This window comes from Azospirillum tabaci (assembly GCF_014596085.1).
GTDB lineage: Bacteria > Pseudomonadota > Alphaproteobacteria > Azospirillales > Azospirillaceae > Azospirillum > Azospirillum tabaci.
Genome location: NZ_JACCJY010000047.1, coordinates 23550 through 38785, shown reverse-complemented (window position 1 = coordinate 38785; position 15236 = coordinate 23550). Strand labels below are relative to the sequence as shown.

General features: G+C 69.1%; 14 protein-coding genes. 7 read left to right on the top strand and 7 right to left on the bottom strand.

Annotated features, from left to right (window positions below):
• From H0B54_RS27835 to H0B54_RS27805, 7 genes are all read left to right on the top strand, one after another.
• On the top strand, positions 1-730 hold a 730-nt coding region (locus tag H0B54_RS27835; protein WP_343069044.1), incomplete at its 5' end, for a uracil-DNA glycosylase.
• Between the two features lie 532 nt (positions 731-1262).
• Entirely contained in the window at positions 1263-3221 is a 1959-nt protein-coding gene (locus H0B54_RS27830) for a lytic transglycosylase domain-containing protein (RefSeq protein ID WP_188263034.1), read from the top strand.
• Positions 3221-3757, top strand: a complete 537-nt coding sequence (gene moaB / locus H0B54_RS27825) for a molybdenum cofactor biosynthesis protein B (RefSeq protein WP_188263033.1) — start codon at positions 3221-3223, stop codon at positions 3755-3757. Before H0B54_RS27830 ends, moaB begins: the two co-directional genes overlap by 1 nt.
• Positions 3754-4749 (top strand): phosphotransferase, encoded by a 996-nt coding sequence (locus H0B54_RS27820; protein WP_188263032.1) that lies wholly within the window; start codon positions 3754-3756, stop codon positions 4747-4749. The genes moaB and H0B54_RS27820 overlap by 4 nt, the downstream gene beginning before the upstream one ends.
• A 151-nt stretch (positions 4750-4900) precedes the next feature.
• On the top strand, positions 4901-6649 hold the full coding sequence (locus H0B54_RS27815) for a tetratricopeptide repeat protein (RefSeq protein WP_246472917.1): 1749 nt from the start codon (positions 4901-4903) through the stop codon (positions 6647-6649).
• Between the two features lie 78 nt (positions 6650-6727).
• The gene (locus tag H0B54_RS27810; RefSeq protein ID WP_188263031.1) at positions 6728-7804 is read left to right on the top strand and encodes a PA0069 family radical SAM protein; all 1077 of its coding nucleotides are present in this window, start codon (positions 6728-6730) and stop codon (positions 7802-7804) included.
• A gap of 565 nt (positions 7805-8369) precedes the next feature.
• Positions 8370-8762: a helix-turn-helix domain-containing protein gene (locus H0B54_RS27805; protein ID WP_246472915.1), complete on the top strand. Its 393-nt coding sequence runs from the start codon at positions 8370-8372 to the stop codon at positions 8760-8762.
• Between the two features lie 11 nt (positions 8763-8773).
• Here H0B54_RS27805 and H0B54_RS27800 read toward each other — a convergent pair whose 3' ends face one another.
• From H0B54_RS27800 to H0B54_RS27770, 7 genes are all read right to left on the bottom strand, one after another.
• On the bottom strand, positions 8774-9577 hold the full coding sequence (locus tag H0B54_RS27800; RefSeq protein ID WP_188263030.1) for an IS5 family transposase: 804 nt from the start codon (positions 9575-9577) through the stop codon (positions 8774-8776).
• A 196-nt stretch (positions 9578-9773) separates the two neighbouring features.
• Entirely contained in the window at positions 9774-11129 is a 1356-nt protein-coding gene (locus H0B54_RS27795; protein WP_188263029.1) for a BatD family protein, read from the bottom strand.
• Positions 11126-11764, bottom strand: a complete 639-nt coding sequence (locus tag H0B54_RS27790; RefSeq protein ID WP_188263028.1) for a tetratricopeptide repeat protein — start codon at positions 11762-11764, stop codon at positions 11126-11128. The genes H0B54_RS27795 and H0B54_RS27790 overlap by 4 nt, the downstream gene beginning before the upstream one ends.
• The gene (locus tag H0B54_RS27785) at positions 11761-12702 is read right to left on the bottom strand and encodes a VWA domain-containing protein (protein WP_188263027.1); all 942 of its coding nucleotides are present in this window, start codon (positions 12700-12702) and stop codon (positions 11761-11763) included. The genes H0B54_RS27790 and H0B54_RS27785 overlap by 4 nt, the downstream gene beginning before the upstream one ends.
• Positions 12699-13730 (bottom strand): VWA domain-containing protein, encoded by a 1032-nt coding sequence (locus tag H0B54_RS27780; protein WP_188263026.1) that lies wholly within the window; start codon positions 13728-13730, stop codon positions 12699-12701. Before H0B54_RS27780 ends, H0B54_RS27785 begins: the two co-directional genes overlap by 4 nt.
• On the bottom strand, positions 13724-14236 hold the full coding sequence (locus H0B54_RS27775; protein WP_188263025.1) for a DUF4381 domain-containing protein: 513 nt from the start codon (positions 14234-14236) through the stop codon (positions 13724-13726). Before H0B54_RS27775 ends, H0B54_RS27780 begins: the two co-directional genes overlap by 7 nt.
• Positions 14233-15234 (bottom strand): DUF58 domain-containing protein, encoded by a 1002-nt coding sequence (locus H0B54_RS27770; RefSeq protein ID WP_188263024.1) that lies wholly within the window; start codon positions 15232-15234, stop codon positions 14233-14235. Before H0B54_RS27770 ends, H0B54_RS27775 begins: the two co-directional genes overlap by 4 nt.
• Positions 15235-15236: the final 2 nt, after the last annotated feature.

Here is a 15236-nt window from a genome sequence, read left to right as displayed (position 1 = left end):
GTCCGCGCTGCCGCCCGCCGCGGCGCGCCCCGCCCCGGCGCCGGCGTCGCGGTCGGCTTTCGGGGGCCCCTCCGGCGCGTCGATGTTCGGTGCGGCTGTCACGGCGGACCTGCCGCTGGGCGCCAGCGAGGCCGGGGCGAGCGCCCGCGCCCGCGCCGCGGAGGCGCACAGCCTGGAGGAGCTGGAGTCGGCGCTGCGCGCCTTCGACGGCTGCCCGCTGAAGGCGACGGCGATGAACACGGTCTTCGCGGACGGCAACCCCAGCGCGGAGATCATGCTGATCGGCGAGGCGCCGGGCGAGGACGAGGACCGGCAGGGCAAGCCCTTCGTCGGGGTCAGCGGCAAGCTGCTCGACCGCATGTTGGCCCAGATCGGACTCGACCGCAGCACGGTCTACATCAGCAACATTCTGCCCTGGCGCCCGCCCGGCAACCGGTCGCCGACCCAGGCGGAGATCGCCGCCTGCCTGCCCTTCCTGGAACGGCACGTCGAGTTGATCGGGCCGAAGGTCCTCGTGCCGCTGGGCGGAACCTCCGCCAAGACGCTGCTCAACCGGGCGGAGGGCATCACCCGCCTGCGCGGCCGCTGGTTCGACTACGCCTCTCCCGGCTTGTCCGGCCCGGTGCCGGTCCTCCCGATGCTTCACCCGGCCTATCTGCTGCGCAACCCCATCGCCAAGCGCGAGGCGTGGCGCGACCTGCTGACCCTGCGGCAGCGCTTTCCGGGCTGAGTCACCGCAAGAGTCGTTTTGCCCCCACCCCGGCCCTCCCCTGCGTCAGCTCTCGCGCAAACCGGAGGTTTGCGCTGACGCGGCAGGCGGACCTTTGGTCGGCCGAGAGCGGGGGAGGGTTAGGGTGGGGGCAAAACCGCCGCCACGATGGTTAACACCACCCATTCCATAAAATGCTTCTCTTATTGCGCCTTTTCTTGCGTGGTCATTCGAACATTCGACATCCATAGACATTCCAAACATTGCCAAAGTACTTCGAAAGATCGGAGTGGTTTACCAAGTCGCCGCTATGCCGTTGCGCCGATTGGCACAAAAAGACCCATGACCTTGTGCCGAATGGGTCTTCCCACCGGGCTAGGGCCATTTTCCCGCCCCCACTAAGTTGCTGAAAACACTTGCGAACAGGCGGCATTGACCGCTGTTGGGGAATCATCTTCTTGCGATTCCCGTCCACTGCGGTTATTCGAATACCATGTTCCGGATATTGTGCAGCGCAGCAAACACCGTCTCGCTGCGGCGGAAGGTCCTGGGAATGGCGGGGGTGGCGCTGGCGCTGTGCGCGGCACCCGAACCGACGGGCGGCTATCGTCCGGCCCAGGCCGGCCTTGTGATCCACGCGCCGGATGGACGACCCGTCGTCCCGCCGGGATTCGATCGTGCCGAGCAGAACCTGCTTCTGGCGACGGACGCCGACGCGCGCGCCGTCCAGCTGACGGAAGAGGACGCCCGCCATTACCGGCGCATCTTCGCCCTTCAGGAGCGGGGCGAGTGGGAGGGCGCCGATTGGGAAATCCGCCTGCTGCGCGACCGCCGCCTGATGGGCCACGTGCTGCGCCAGCGCTACCTGCACCCCGACCGCAAGGCCAGCTATGACGAGTTGGCCGGTTGGCTCCAGCGCTACGGCGACCTGCCGGGCGCGGAACGCATCCACGCCCTGGCCCAGCGCCGCGCCCCCGCCGGCCAGCAGCGTGCCCTCAAGCCGCCGCGCGCCGGCGATGGGGAACGGCTGACCGGATCGCTGGAGCGGCTGGGCGGCCTGCGCCCCGAACCGCTGCCGGAGGCCGTCTCCGACGAGGAGCAGAGCGATCCGGACAAGACCGCCGAGGCCGCCGAGGACAAGCCCAAGCTCACCGTCGCCCCGCGCAGCCGCACCGCCAGCCGCACCGACCATGCCGCCGCGTCCCGCGTGACGGACCTGCTGCGCACCGGCAAGCCGGGAGCGGCGCTGACCCTGCTCAACCAGGACGACTTCGGCCGCAGCCTCGACTCGGTGCAGTATGACCGCGCGCGGGCGCGCATCGCCGCCTCGCTCTATTATTCCGGCGACGTGACGCAGGCGCTGTCGCTGGCCTCGGCCAGCGCCGCCCGCTCCGGCCCGGCGGTGACCGAGGCGCACTGGATCGCCGGCCTCGCCGCCTGGCGGCTGAAGCAGTACGACCGTGCCGCCCGCCACTTCACCAATCTGGCCGAGGCCGGCCCGCAGTCGCCCTGGCTGGCCTCCGCCGCCGGTTTCTGGGCCGCCCGCGCCCACGCCCGCCGGGGCCGCGAGGAGCAGGCCCGCACCCATCTGGCCGCCGCGGCGCGTTACCCCCACACCTTCTATGGCCTGCTCGCCCACCGCAAGCTGGGCGGCTCGGGCGACTTGAACTGGCGCACGCCGGAGTTGACCGGGCACCATCTGAAGGCCCTGTCCGCCCTGCCCGGCGGCACGCGCGCCATCGCCCTGATCCAGGCGGGCCAGCGCGAGGCGGCGGAGTTGGAACTGCGGCGCATCCACCCGCGCGGCGACACGCTGGCCGAACAGGCGCTGGTGGCGTTGGCCGACCGCGCCGGGCTGCCAGGGCTGGCGCTCCAGGTCGGCAACGCGGTGGCCGGTCCGGACGGCGCCCCCTACACGGCGGCCCTCTACCCGGTGCCGCACTGGAAGCCGCGCGACGGCTTCGCCGTGGATCGCGCGCTGGTCTTCGCGGTGATGCGGCAGGAATCGCGCTTCGACCCGAAGCTGGTCAGCTCCGCCGGGGCCACCGGCCTGATGCAGATCATGCCCGCCACCGCCCAGCACGTGCAGGAGCGCAACGCCGACATCGGCGAAGCCGACGCCGCCCGCACGGGCCTGTTCGACCCCTCCACCAACATGGAACTCGGGCAGCGCTACATGGCGGAGCTTCTGAACAGCCAGGACATCGGCAACAACCTGTTCCTGCTGGCCGCCGCCTACAACGCCGGCCCCGGCACGCTGGCGCGCTGGCGCCGGGAGCTGTCGGACATCGGCAACGACCCGCTGCTCTTCATCGAGAGCCTGCCCTACGCCGAGACGCGGAATTACGTTGAGAAGGTCGTCGCCAACTTCTGGATCTACCGGCTGCGGCTGGGGCAGGAAATCGAATCGCTGGACGCCGTTGCGGCGGGCGGCTGGCCGGTCTATATGCCGGTGGACGTCTTCCCGGCGGCCCGGTCCACCCAGGTCGCGCAACACGCCGAAGTCCCCTGATGCCGAAGATCGACGAATCCCGCCCGTTCCTGCCCGTCAACATCGCCGTCATGACCGTGTCCGACACGCGCACGCCCGCCGACGACCGCTCGGGCGACGCGCTGGCGGAGCGGCTGACCGGCGCCGGCCACCGGCTGGGCGCCCGCGCCATCGTGAAGGACGACGTCGCCGCCATCCGCGCCCAGGTCCAGGCCTGGATCGCCGATCCGGAGATCGACGTGGTGCTGACCACCGGCGGCACCGGCGTGACTGGCCGCGACGTGACGCCGGAGGCGGTGGAGGCGCTGTTCGACAAGGCGATCCCCGGCTTCGGGGAGCTGTTCCGCCAGCTCAGCTACGCCAAGGTCGGCACCTCGACGATCCAGAGCCGGGCGACCGGCGGGGTCGCCAACGGCACCTACATCTTCGCCCTGCCGGGTTCGCCCAGCGCCTGCCGCGACGCCTGGGACGACATCCTGGTCTTCCAGCTCGATAACCGGCACCGCCCCTGCAACCTCGTCGAACTGATGCCGCGCCTGCGCGAGCATCAGGTGTGACCGGCACCGCCGGTCTTCACGGCGCCCTGACGCGGCTGCCGGCCTTCGCCGGCTTGCCCTCCGGGGCGCTGGAACCGATGCCGCGCCGCGGCGTGGCGCACGACCATGTGCGTTTGGCCGGACGGGGTCTGGTCGCCCGCGTCCCACGCTGGAGCCAGTTGGGGCTCGACCCCCTCGCCAATCTGGAACAGCAGGCCACCGCCTTCCGCCGCGCCGCCCCCAGCGGCCACACGCCGGAACTGGCCGCCGTCCTGCCGCCGGGGCCGGAGCTGCCGATGGGCGCGCTGGTGGTGACGGAAATCGTCGGGCGCCCGCCGCGCCTGCCCGGCGAGATGCCGGCCATCGCGCGGGCGCTCGCCGCACTGCACGCTCTGGCCCTGCCGCCGCACGACGAGCGCCCTCCCCTGCCCGCCCCCGCCGACCCGGTGGCGGCGACCCTGGCCCAGGTGGAGCGGCAGGCGGTGTGGTTCGAGCGCGCCGGGCTGGCGCCGGACGCTTCGGCCTTGCTTCGGAAGGAACTGCAGTCCGCCCGTGCCTTCCGCTGCACGGCGCCGATCCCCATCACACTGGTGGGCAGCGACGTCCATCCCGGCAATTTCCTGATCGACGACGCCGGCAAGGCCTGGTTCACCGATCTGGAAAAGGCCCAGTACGGCCACCCGGCCATCGACCTCGCCCACGCCAGCCTCTACACCTCCACCAAGTGGGAGCGGGAGGTCGCGGCGGTGCTGACTCCGGACGAGGTCGCGGCGTTCCACGCGGCCTGGGAGGCGGCGGTGCCGCCCGCGCTGGCCGAGGCGGTGCGCCCGTGGCGCCGGCCCTTGCGCCGCCTGACCTGGCTGCGCACCTTGTCCTGGATGGCCCGCTGGCGGGTGGAGGGTGCGGCCCTGTCGCCGGACATGCCGGACTCGCTGGCGGCCCACATGGACGCCCACGCGGTCGACGTTCTCCGTCCGGACATCCTCAGGCGGGTCGCCGCCGAATGGTGTTAGGGCCGTATGGCGTTGAGGTGGAATGGCGGTCGAGACATGCGATGGCTCGGCCCGCAGCGTGGTTAACCCTTGCCAGCGGTTGGTGATAGACTAGGAATCGAGTTTCAGGCTTTCCTGAACCAGACTCCGTAGGCGTGCAGGTGGACGCGGCATGATGACATTCCGATTTGGGCGGACCCGATTTGGTCGGACGGCGCTCGGTGCCCTGCTCCTTTCCACGGCGGGCCTCCTGCCGGCCGGCCATGCCGTCGCCGCAGCCCCGGCGGTGGCGGAGCGCCCGTCGCTGACCTCGGCGACCGGCAGCTATCTGGCGGGGCGCTTCGCCCAACGCCAGGACGATTGGACCGCCGCCGCCCTGTTCATGGCGCACGCCCTGTCCGCCGACCCCGGCGACCTGACGCTGCTGCGCCGCACCTACCTGCTGAAGCTGGGCGAAGGGCAGTTCGACGCCGCGATCGACCTCGCCAAACGGCTGCTGGAGCAGGACACCGACCCGCAGATGGCCATCGCCCTGCTGGCCTCCGACAATCTGGCCCGCGGCAAGCTGAAGGAAGCGAAGGCCATGGCCGCGCGCATGCCCAAGGAGGGCATGGCGAAATACATCGGTCCGCTGATCGACGCCTGGCTGGCCGCCGCGGAGGGCAAGACCGACGCGGCGCTGAAGGCGCTGGAACCGCTCTCCACCGCCAGCGGCTTCGCCGCCCTGCACGACCTTCACGCCGGTCTGGTGCTGGAGTTGGGCGGGCGCAAGGACGCCGCCGCGGAGCGCTTCGCCCGCGTGCTCGACAAGGAGGCGCCGCTGCGCGTCATCCAGATCGTCGGCAGCTTCTACGAGCGCACCGGCCGCAAGGACGAGGCCCGCAAGCTCTACGACGCCTTCCGCGCCAGCAACCCCGACAGCCTGATGGTCGAACCGGCGCTGAAGGCGCTGGACGAGGGCAAGACCGCCGCCTCGGTGGTGGCCGATGCTAGGCAGGGTCTGGCGGAGGCCCTGTTCGACCTGGGCAGCGCCATCCACCATGAAGGCGCCGAGGAAACCGCCCTGCTGTTCGGGCGGATCGCCCTTCATCTGCGCCCCGACCTGTCCCTGGCGCGGCTGATGATCGGCGACATCATGGAGAACCGCGACCACCACGCCGACGCGCTGGTCGAGTTCCAGGCGCTGGAGAAGGACCCGGTGCTGGGCTGGACCGCGCGGCTGCGCGCCGCCGAAAGCCTCGCCCGACTGGAGCGCACCGACGACGCCATCGCCGCCTTCTCCGCCCTGTCCGCCGAGCGTCCGGAGCGCACCGACGCGCTGATCCGGCTGGGCGACCTGTACCGCGTCGCCAAGCGCTACGGCGAAGCCGCCGCCAGCTACAGCAAGGCGCTGGAGCGCATCGGCACGCCGGAGGAGCGGCATTGGGCGGTGCTCTACGCCCGCGCCATGTCCTACGACAAGATCGACCGCTGGCCGGACGCCGAGCGCGACCTGCGGGCGGCGCTGGCGCTGAAGCCGGACGAGGCCTTCCTGCTGAACTATCTGGGCTACAGCTACGTCGACCGCGGGCTGAACCTGGAGGAGGCCAAGGGGATGATCGAGAAGGCCGTCGCCCTGCGCCCCAAGGACGGCTACATCGTCGACAGCCTGGGCTGGGCGCTTTACCGCACCGGCGATTTCGAAGGGGCGGTGGAGAAACTGGAGCGCGCGGTGGAGCTGAAGCCGACCGACGCCACCATCAACGATCATCTGGGCGACGCCTACTGGCGCGTCGGACGCCGCAACGAGGCCCGCTTCCAATGGACCCGCGCGCTCCGCACCGCGGAGGAGGAGCCGCAGAAGGAGGACATCCGGGCCAAGCTGGACAAGGGGCTGGTGGACCCCAAGGCCGCCGAGGCCGCGGCACCAAAGGTTCAGTAAAGCCCGATCAGACCGGCAGGCCAGCCCCGTCGCAGTTGTTCACTTTACGTTCCGGCTTTCCGCGGCTATCCTGTCCCTATGGACGAGATCCCGCGGCAAGCACTGAAAGGACGGGGGGCGATCAGCAACCTGACCTCCCGCTACGAGCGGGAGACGCGGGTGCTGGCCGACGACGGCTGGGGCGAGAACGAAGCGCTGACGGAGACCGTCCCGACCCAGGTCTTCGATGACGCCGCCCGCTCGGTCCTGTCGAAGAACACCTCGCCCGACGTGATCTTCGAACGGTCGGTGAACCCCTATCGGGGGTGTGAACACGCCTGCATCTACTGCTTCGCCCGACCGACCCACGCCTATCTCGGCCTGTCGCCGGGGCTGGATTTCGAGACGAAGATCTTCCGCAAGGCCCGGGCGGCGGAGCTTCTCGCGGCGGAGCTTCGCGCCAAATCCTACCGCTGCCAGCCGCTGGCGCTCGGCGCCAACACCGATCCCTACCAGCCCATCGAGCGGGAGCAGCGCATCACCCGCGCCGTGCTGGAGGTCTGCCGCGACTTCAACCAGCCGGTGATGATCATCACCAAGTCGGCGCTGGTCCTGCGCGACCTCGACATCCTCGCGCCGATGGCGGCCAAGGGGCTGGTCAACGTCGCGCTGTCGGTCACCACGCTCGACCGCGACCTCGCCCGCCGCATGGAGCCGCGGGCCAGCACGCCGCAGCGGCGCCTCGCCGCCATGCGCGACCTGACGGAGGCCGGCGTGCCGGTGGCGGTGCTGGCCAGCCCGATGATCCCGGGGCTCACCGACCATGAGCTGGAAGCCATCCTGACCGCGGCGGCGGCGGCCGGGGCGACGCAGGCCAACTACATCCTCCTGCGCCTGCCGCTGGAAATTGCCGATCTGTTCGAGGAATGGCTGCGCGAGCACGCGCCCAACCGCGCCGAGCGGGTGCTCAGCCTGATCCGCCAGTGCCGCGAGGGGGAATTGTACCAGTCCCAATTCGGCAACCGCATGAAGGGCTCCGGCCCGGTGGCGGAGTTGCTGTCGAAACGGTTCAAGCTGGCCTGCCGGCGCCTGGGGCTCAACGCCCGCGACGCCAACCTCAACTGCGCCGATTTCAAGCCCCCGCCGGCCCGCGGCGATCAACTGACGTTGCTTTGATCGTTCTGTCAGCAATGTTCTGGAGCGATGATGGACGATCGCTCCAGTGTGCGGATAAGCTCAACTGCTGTCCAGTGAGTCCTGAATATATTAGGTGTGCTTTATGGAGAGCTCGGTGGGGCTGCAATCCAGAGCACCGCATATCGCTCCGTGTGCCCCACTGAGCGCACCAAACTCCGGGCTTCACGTCGCCGCAGATTGCCCACGATCAGCAGGCAAAGGCGATGAAAAACTGGAGCGTCCAGTGTCACCCTCCGGCGTTGACAAAGCGCATGCCCAATCTGCTGTGAAGTCAGTGGCCGATTGGCGAGGCGCAGGACATTCATAACTTCATGCCCGAGTTCTCCACGAAGAAACCCTAGCGCCTGTCGAACCAAGCGGTTGCTTGTGCTCGTCGTCTTCAGTTTCGCCCCACTTGGGAACGCGAACAGCTGCATAGCACCATCCAACGTAGCGAGTTCACGCTCAAGCGCTGTGAGCTGCTCGGACAAAGCGCCTCGGCGTGCGTCGAGTTCAGCACGTTTGGCGGCCAAAGCGGAGAATACCGGATCGTTTGGTGCCAAAGATGGAATTGGCGGCGCGGACATGGTGGGCATCGGTGTCACAGGCGTGGTGCAATGGGAAGGCATTGCCGCGGTATATCCTATTTTGGGATTATCCGGAAATGGGTTTAGTGAGTCGGCCGGTCATCGTAAACCGGCTGCCGCCTTTGAAGTCTGTTCACACCCCTGCCTATCGTGTGCTCGTGGATGCGCTTGTAGAAGCGCGCAAGGCGGCTGGGCTCACTCAGCAGGATCTTGCGCACCGCGTCGGCAAGCCACAGTCTTTTGTCGCCAAGGTGGAAAACCGGGAGCGACGGCTGGACGTCATCGAGTTCATTGACCTGAGCAGAGCGGTGGGTTTGGATCCCCATACCGCGTTGCGCCGCGTTGAGGATGCCCTTCCAATCCGCACCTGATAGGCCCAGACCTAGGTTCTGTCGCCAACGCTGCGTAGCCAGACCATCACGGAAGCGATCTGGACGAAGGCAAGGTAGTGGGCGTCGAGCTTGTCGTAGCGGGTCGCCACGCGACGGAACTGCTTCAGCTTTCCGACCAGACGCTCAACGAGGTTCCGCCGCCGGTATGCCGCGCGGTCGAAGTCTGGATTCCTCGGCTGGTCGGCGCGACTGGGAATGATCGGCACGATGCGCTTGCGGCGCAACACGTCGAGCAGCCAAGCGGCCGAGTACGCCTTGTCGACGATCATCGCATCAGGTTTCCAGCGCGGGCGCCTACGTTTTCCGCTGCGCAAGGCGCCTTGCTCGAACAGTGGGCCGACGCCCAGCAGGTCGTGGCGCTCGCCACCGCTGAGATGCAGCGCCACCGGCCGTCCCTCGGCGTCGGCACGCAGGTACAGCTTGGTCGAAAAGCCGCCGCGCGAGCGGCCAAGCGCCTGCTTGCCCGACGTATGCCTTGCCCCGGCGGCATGGACGTGGGCGCGAATCACACTGCTGTCGAGCAGGTGCGCATCCCAGCCCGCGTTCGGTGCCATGGCGCGCAACTCTGCAACGATGCGGCCCCAGATCCCGGCAGCCGTCCAGCGCTGCAGGCGACGCCACGCGGTGCGCCAGTTCATCACATCCTCAGGCAGGTCACGCCAGGGCGCCCCTGTGCGGGCCAGCCAGAGGACTGCTTCGAGAAAGCATCGGTGATCGAGTGAGGGCCGCCCGGTCCTGGGCTTCTGGGGCGGAAGGAAGGGCAACAGCCGACGCCACATCGCGTCGGTCAACATGGTTCTGATCGGCACTCGGACCAAATGCGATCAGATCGGCCCTGCGCAAGTCCCTTTGGCGACAGAACCTAGCAGTAGGGCTTGGGAGGGCAGCGTGTGATGATGCGATCAGATTGATGGCGTCGGCATTTGTTGTCTCCTACAAACCTCCTGAAAGATTGACCATTGAAACGCCCATTTCCTTTCGCGCACTGCATCAACTCGACGAATGGTGAGCGGGATTAAGCGCCGGAAGGATGCTGAAGGCTGGTGAGGACCGAGGTTGTAGGAGATCCGTTCGCAGAGCCTGCAAGGCTTTGGCCAAACTCCGACTTTCCTGTACCGACCATGGGTGCGCCGCATTTGCGCCACCGAACAGGGAGCGTTCTAAATCCGCGGTTGCGAACATGAGTGATGCTCCTCCTGCTTGGCCAACTAGTCGGTCATATGCGGGCAACTGGTCACGCCAATGGACGAGCGCCGCGTAGATAATGCGCGGATCGGATCCTTGGCAGGTTTGCAGCAGTGCATTGAAAGCAGTCCGCTCCGATTGCTCCCGGCTGCGGCGTCGCTTCTTCCCTATCGCACGCGATCGGGCCTTTGTCCAAACGATTGCAGCGATCAGCAAGGCGGCCCCACCGAATACCACCGCCAGCATCCAGACCCGCTCTGGACCAGCAGCCGACGAGCCGCCCGACGGCATGGCCGATGGCGGCGGAGCGGCAACGGTCACGCGAACCGCCGGGAAAGTGACGGTGCGCAGACGGTCGGACTCCAGATCCCACCATGTCTGCGACACGGCCGGCAGGTCGAAGCGGCCTGCCGTCTCGAAGACGTAGGTCGCCCGGTCGGTGCGCTCCCCGGTCAGAGCGCCGCGCTCGATCCGGTCGTCGATCCGGGCTGGCTCCCCATAGACGCGCACCCCGTTGGGCGCAGAAAAGCGGATGTCCGGGAGCGCGCTGCCTGGAACATCGGCAACCTCCCGCGTGATGGTGCGGACCAGGGCGTCCCCGGCCTTGTATGCCGCGTCCGGCGCCGGCGCCCAGGTCTCGTGCGCGCTCAGCCGTGTGGACGCGGTTGCCGCCTGCGATGGGTCGACCCCCAGGGGCACGGTGACTGACAGCGTCAGCGCGGTGCCGGAAACCACGCCGGTTTCATGTCCGTCGCGGTCGAGAAGCACGACATTGGCTGCCGGGATGGTCAGAGTGCCACCACGCCGTGCGTACAGGGCGAATTCGAAGCGTTGGCCGACATAGGTCCGCCCCCGGATGCCGTCGCTCAGCGAGGTCGCCTGGGTCTCGAAGCGGAAGATCTGCGCGGCGTCCATGGCCGGCAGCGCGACACGCGGCGGGTGGGCCATCCCGTCCCGAAACAGGACGTCGACGAACACGCGCACATGCTGCCCGATGATGGCGGTCTGGTCCGGGCGGCTCGTCGTGCGAACGATGACCGGAGGTGTGTCCGTTCCCTCCTCCGCGCGCGCCGAACCGATGGCCATGCCGCCGATGGACAGCACCATCGCCAGCCAGACCGCCACCCAACCGCACCGGTGGGGCTTGCGAGCCAAGCTCATGGCGAACCTCCCGGAGCGGTGCCGGGTTCGGGGCCTGCCTGAAGCTGGTAGGCGAAGCGCGCCCGCAGGAAATCGGCGGGCTGCGTCTGGACCCGCTTGAGCCACAGGGCGCGGATCGCCTCGTCGCTCATCGGAGCACCGCCGGCGGTCTCCGTGTCCTTGCCACCATCCTTTTTGGTCCGGTCATAGACGACGTCGTCCGGGTCATCCTCGGTGTCGCCGTCGTCGCCTCCTTTCGCCCGGACACGGTCGGCGCGCAGACGGGCGAGCGTCCGATTGGCCTCGGCATCCGACCAGCCGGGCCTGAGGGCGAGCGCCCGGTCGTAGCGGGCGACCGCGTCGTCGTATTTTCCCTGCATCACCAAGGCATTGCCCTGATCGTAGGCGGCTTCCGCGGTGTCGATGCCGGCGAACTGCGGCGCCGCGTCCTTGAAGTTGCCGGCCTTTATCAGCGCCACGCCGCGCCACATCGGATCGATGAAGGCGTCGGCGGCCTCGGCGTACCGCCCCCGTTCCATAAGCCAGCGGCCACGCTGGTCGGGCGTCGCCCACAGATTCTTCCAGCCGAGGAGCAGCGTGCCGCCGGCCAGGGAGAGGAGAACGATGGCGAGAAGACCGACCATGGCGTTCCTCATGCCGCCAGCCTCCAACCGCGCCGGAACCACCCGAGCACCAGCGCGGCGATCAAGGGGGTCAGCCAATAGCCCGCGTCCTGCCAGCGAGCCTCGTCTCCCTGGGCAGTGGCCGCCGGGGCGGTCGCGGAGTCCAGGCGACGGGCGACGGATGCGGCGTCGGTGGGATCGGGGGTCACCTTCACCAGCCGGGCGTCCAAGGCGGCGATGGCACTCTGCAAACTGGTATCCTGAGCGACGTGGTCCGGGGGCAGCATGGCCCATAGGACGGTTGGCGGCCGTTCGGCGCTCTGGCTCGTGCCCCGCAACGCATTGGCTTGATCGGGCGCCACCGCATCGGCCAGCACGACCAGCGAACCGCCGCGCTTGCCCTCCGCCAGCACCCGCGCCGCCAGGGCCACCGCCTGGGCAAGCTGGTCGCCCTCGCGCGGCATGATCTCCGGCGACAAGGCGCGGGCCATGGTCAGCATCACCTCCTTGTCCGTCGTCGGCGGCAGGACCAGATGCGCCGAGCCGCTGTAGGCGACAAGGCCGGTGGCCGCCCCCTCCCGCTGGTCCAGCAGATCGGAGATTTTCTGCCGGGCCCGTTCCAGCCGGGTCGGCGGCAGGTCGGGTGCCGTCATGGTCGGTGTCACGCGCAGGACGATCATGGCGGGCGGAGCAGCGTCGGCAAACAGGGAGGGCTCGCGCCGCCACGTCGGTCCGGCTATCGCCACGATCCCCACAAACCACCCGAGCAGCAGCAGCGTGCCGGGTGCGAAGCGCCGGTTGGCTCCGCTGCCGACGGTCAGATGGGCCAGCAGTTCCGGAGCCATGGCGGCCCGCCAGGGCCGCAGCGGATCGCCCGTCCGGCGGTCGAGCCACCACAAGGCCACCGCGGGGATAAGCAGCAGCAACCACCAGGGACGCAGCACATGCAGCTCGGACAACGGATCGGTCATGGGCGCACTCCCGGCGTTGCGGCTGAATGGCCATCGGCGCGCCCGGACGGGGAGCCGCGGCGCAGCCTTGGCAGCAGGCCGAGTGTCTGGGCAGCCATGCTCAGGATGGTGAGCGCCGCCAGCGGCACCCAGAACAGGTCGGTCCTCGGCCGGACGGACACGGTGTCGACCTTCCGGGTTTCGATGGCGTCGAGCCGTTGGTAAACCCCAGCGAGCTGGGTCCGGTCGAGCGCGCGGAAGAAGCCGCCACCGGTTGCGTCCGCCACGTCCCGCAAGGCCTTCTCGTCGAGCGCGTCCTCGCCGACCGCGGTCGGGTCGCCGATGGCGATGGTGTGGATGGTGATCGCCTTGTCCTTGGCGATGCGGGCGGCCTCCGCCGGCGGGACTCGGCTCGCCGTGTCGTTGCCGTCGGTCAGGGCGATGATCGTCTTGGCCGGCACCGTCGAGCGCTCGAACAGCGTGATGCCCAATCCGATGGCGTCTCCGAACACGGTGCGCGGACCGGCCATGCCAACCTGCATCTCCTGAACGAGGCGGCGGCAGAGCCCAAGATCGGCGGTGAAGGGCACCAGCGTGAAGGGCGCGTTGCCGAAGACCACCACACCGACCCGGTCGCCGTCGCGGCGCGACAGGAAATCGTCGAGCACCTGCTTCACCGCCGTCAGCCGGTCCACCGCCGCTCCGGTGGCGTCGGTAAAATCGCGCGTCTCCATGGAACCGGACAGATCGACCAGCAGCAGGAGGTCTCGCGCCGGCTGATCCCGGTGCAGCGGCGGCTCGATCCATTGCGGGCGTGCCAGGGCCCCGACCGACAGGCACCAGCACAGGATCAGCACGGTGGTCCGCCAGATGCCCCGCCGGACAACGGCGGCCCCTCCCTGGGGTGCCGCTCCGGTGAGCGCGACCAGGGTGGCGAAGAAGGGCACGCGCACCGCCGGTCGCCGTTCGATGCGCGGCGGCACCATCCGGTGGACGATCCACGGCAGGGGCAACAGGAGCAGCAGCCACGGATAGGCCAACGTCAGCATGGCCAGCCGCTCCCTCCCGATGCCGGAGCGCGGTGGGTCCGGAGCCACAGGCGAGCCGCGGCAACGATCTCCCGCAAGGCATCCGTGCCGCCATCGGCGGCCCCGTATGCGAGGTCGGGAAGACGCCGCGTCGGCCCCGTGGTGAAACGGTCGGTTCCCGCGGTGCGGTCGAGAAAGGCGAGCCATGAGGCTCCGTTGAGGCCGGCGACCTCCGACCGGGGATAGGCGGCGAGCGCCGCCCGCTTCAGCAGCGAGGCCATGCGTTGGGCGAGCAGGGCCGCATCGGCTTTGCCGATGTCACCTTCCAGCGCGTCGAGGGCACGCAGGGCCTCCCGGCGGTAAGCGTTGGCGCGATAACGGGCGAAGGCATGGACGGCCAACAGGAGACCGGCCAGCAGGAGCCCCGCGGCCAGAATCCACCAACCCGGCGCGGGAGGCCACCAGGGAACCGGGGCGGGAAGCGCAAGATCGCGGAGGTTGGACAGGCTCGCCGGATCGTCGCTCATCCGCGCGCTCCTCTCCGCTCCACCGCGGAAGGTGCCACGCGGCGCCCGAGCAAGTCGCGGAGCTGATCGACCACATCGTGCTCGGTGGCGATGGGCAGGACCGGAATGGCATGGTCGCGTGAGAAGCCGGCGATGCGCGCCCGACGCTCCGCGAAGCCGGCGGCGAAGCGGTCGCGCAGGCCGCGCGTCGCCGTGTCGACCTCGATCTGACCCGGTCCCTCCGCGACCACCACCCGGCCCATATCCGGCAAGGCCGCTTCCATCCGGTCGTGAATGAACACCGTCAGCACGTCGTTGTGCGCGGCGATCCGCGTGACGAGCCGGACGGACTCGTCGTCGGCGCCGAAGGCGTCGGTGATGAGGCACAGCAGGCCGTCATGTGGGATCAGGCGGGTGGCCCGACGCAAAGCATCGTTGAACAGGCCCGGATCGGCCAATGCTTCGCCGTCGGCGCGCAACGCTTGGTTCTGACGGACCACGGCTTCCAGGAGGCGGGGAACCGCCCCGCTCCGTGCCTGCGGCCTGATCTCGGTCACCTCGCCCTCGGAAAAGATAATAGCCCCGACGCGGTCGCCGAGCGACGTGACGCGCCAGGCCGACAGTGCCGCGACCTCTGCGGCGACGACCGACTTCATGGCGCGCCGGCTGCCGAAGAACATGGACAGGCGCTGGTCCACCAACAGCAACACGCTCCGGTCCCGCTCCTCCGTGTAGACGCGCACGTAGGGGCTGCCGAGCCGGGCGGTGGCGGGCCAGTCGATGGTCCGGATGTCGTCGCCTTCGACGTAGCGGCGCAGTTCCTCGAAGTTCAGCCCGCGCCCGCGCAGCCGTGAGGCGTGGCGTCCGGTCAGGATGCTGTGGACCGGCTGCCGCGGCAGGAAGCTGAAGCCGCGCGCCCGATGTCGGAGGCGCTGCAGGGCGTCGAGCGTGACATAGGCCCGCGCCGCGCCGTCGGACGGCGTCTTGCGTTGCCAACGCTTCGGTTCATCCATCGCCATTC

Bases quoted from the DNA above. Each gene is read 5' to 3' on its own strand.
- H0B54_RS27830 (WP_188263034.1), top strand. From the start codon at position 1,263: ATGGCGGGGGTGGCGCTGGCGCTGTGCGCGGCACCCGAACCGACGGGC.
- moaB (WP_188263033.1), top strand. From the start codon at position 3,221: ATGCCGAAGATCGACGAATCCCGCCCGTTCCTGCCCGTCAACATCGCC.
- H0B54_RS27815 (WP_246472917.1), top strand. From the start codon at position 4,901: ATGATGACATTCCGATTTGGGCGGACCCGATTTGGTCGGACGGCGCTC.
- H0B54_RS27810 (WP_188263031.1), top strand. From the start codon at position 6,728: ATGGACGAGATCCCGCGGCAAGCACTGAAAGGACGGGGGGCGATCAGC.
- H0B54_RS27805 (WP_246472915.1), top strand. From the start codon at position 8,370: ATGGAATTGGCGGCGCGGACATGGTGGGCATCGGTGTCACAGGCGTGG.
- H0B54_RS27800 (WP_188263030.1), bottom strand. From the start codon at position 9,577: ATGTTGACCGACGCGATGTGGCGTCGGCTGTTGCCCTTCCTTCCGCCC.
- H0B54_RS27795 (WP_188263029.1), bottom strand. From the start codon at position 11,129: ATGAGCTTGGCTCGCAAGCCCCACCGGTGCGGTTGGGTGGCGGTCTGG.
- H0B54_RS27790 (WP_188263028.1), bottom strand. From the start codon at position 11,764: ATGAGGAACGCCATGGTCGGTCTTCTCGCCATCGTTCTCCTCTCCCTG.
- H0B54_RS27785 (WP_188263027.1), bottom strand. From the start codon at position 12,702: ATGACCGATCCGTTGTCCGAGCTGCATGTGCTGCGTCCCTGGTGGTTG.
- H0B54_RS27780 (WP_188263026.1), bottom strand. From the start codon at position 13,730: ATGCTGACGTTGGCCTATCCGTGGCTGCTGCTCCTGTTGCCCCTGCCG.
- H0B54_RS27775 (WP_188263025.1), bottom strand. From the start codon at position 14,236: ATGAGCGACGATCCGGCGAGCCTGTCCAACCTCCGCGATCTTGCGCTT.
- H0B54_RS27770 (WP_188263024.1), bottom strand. From the start codon at position 15,234: ATGGCGATGGATGAACCGAAGCGTTGGCAACGCAAGACGCCGTCCGAC.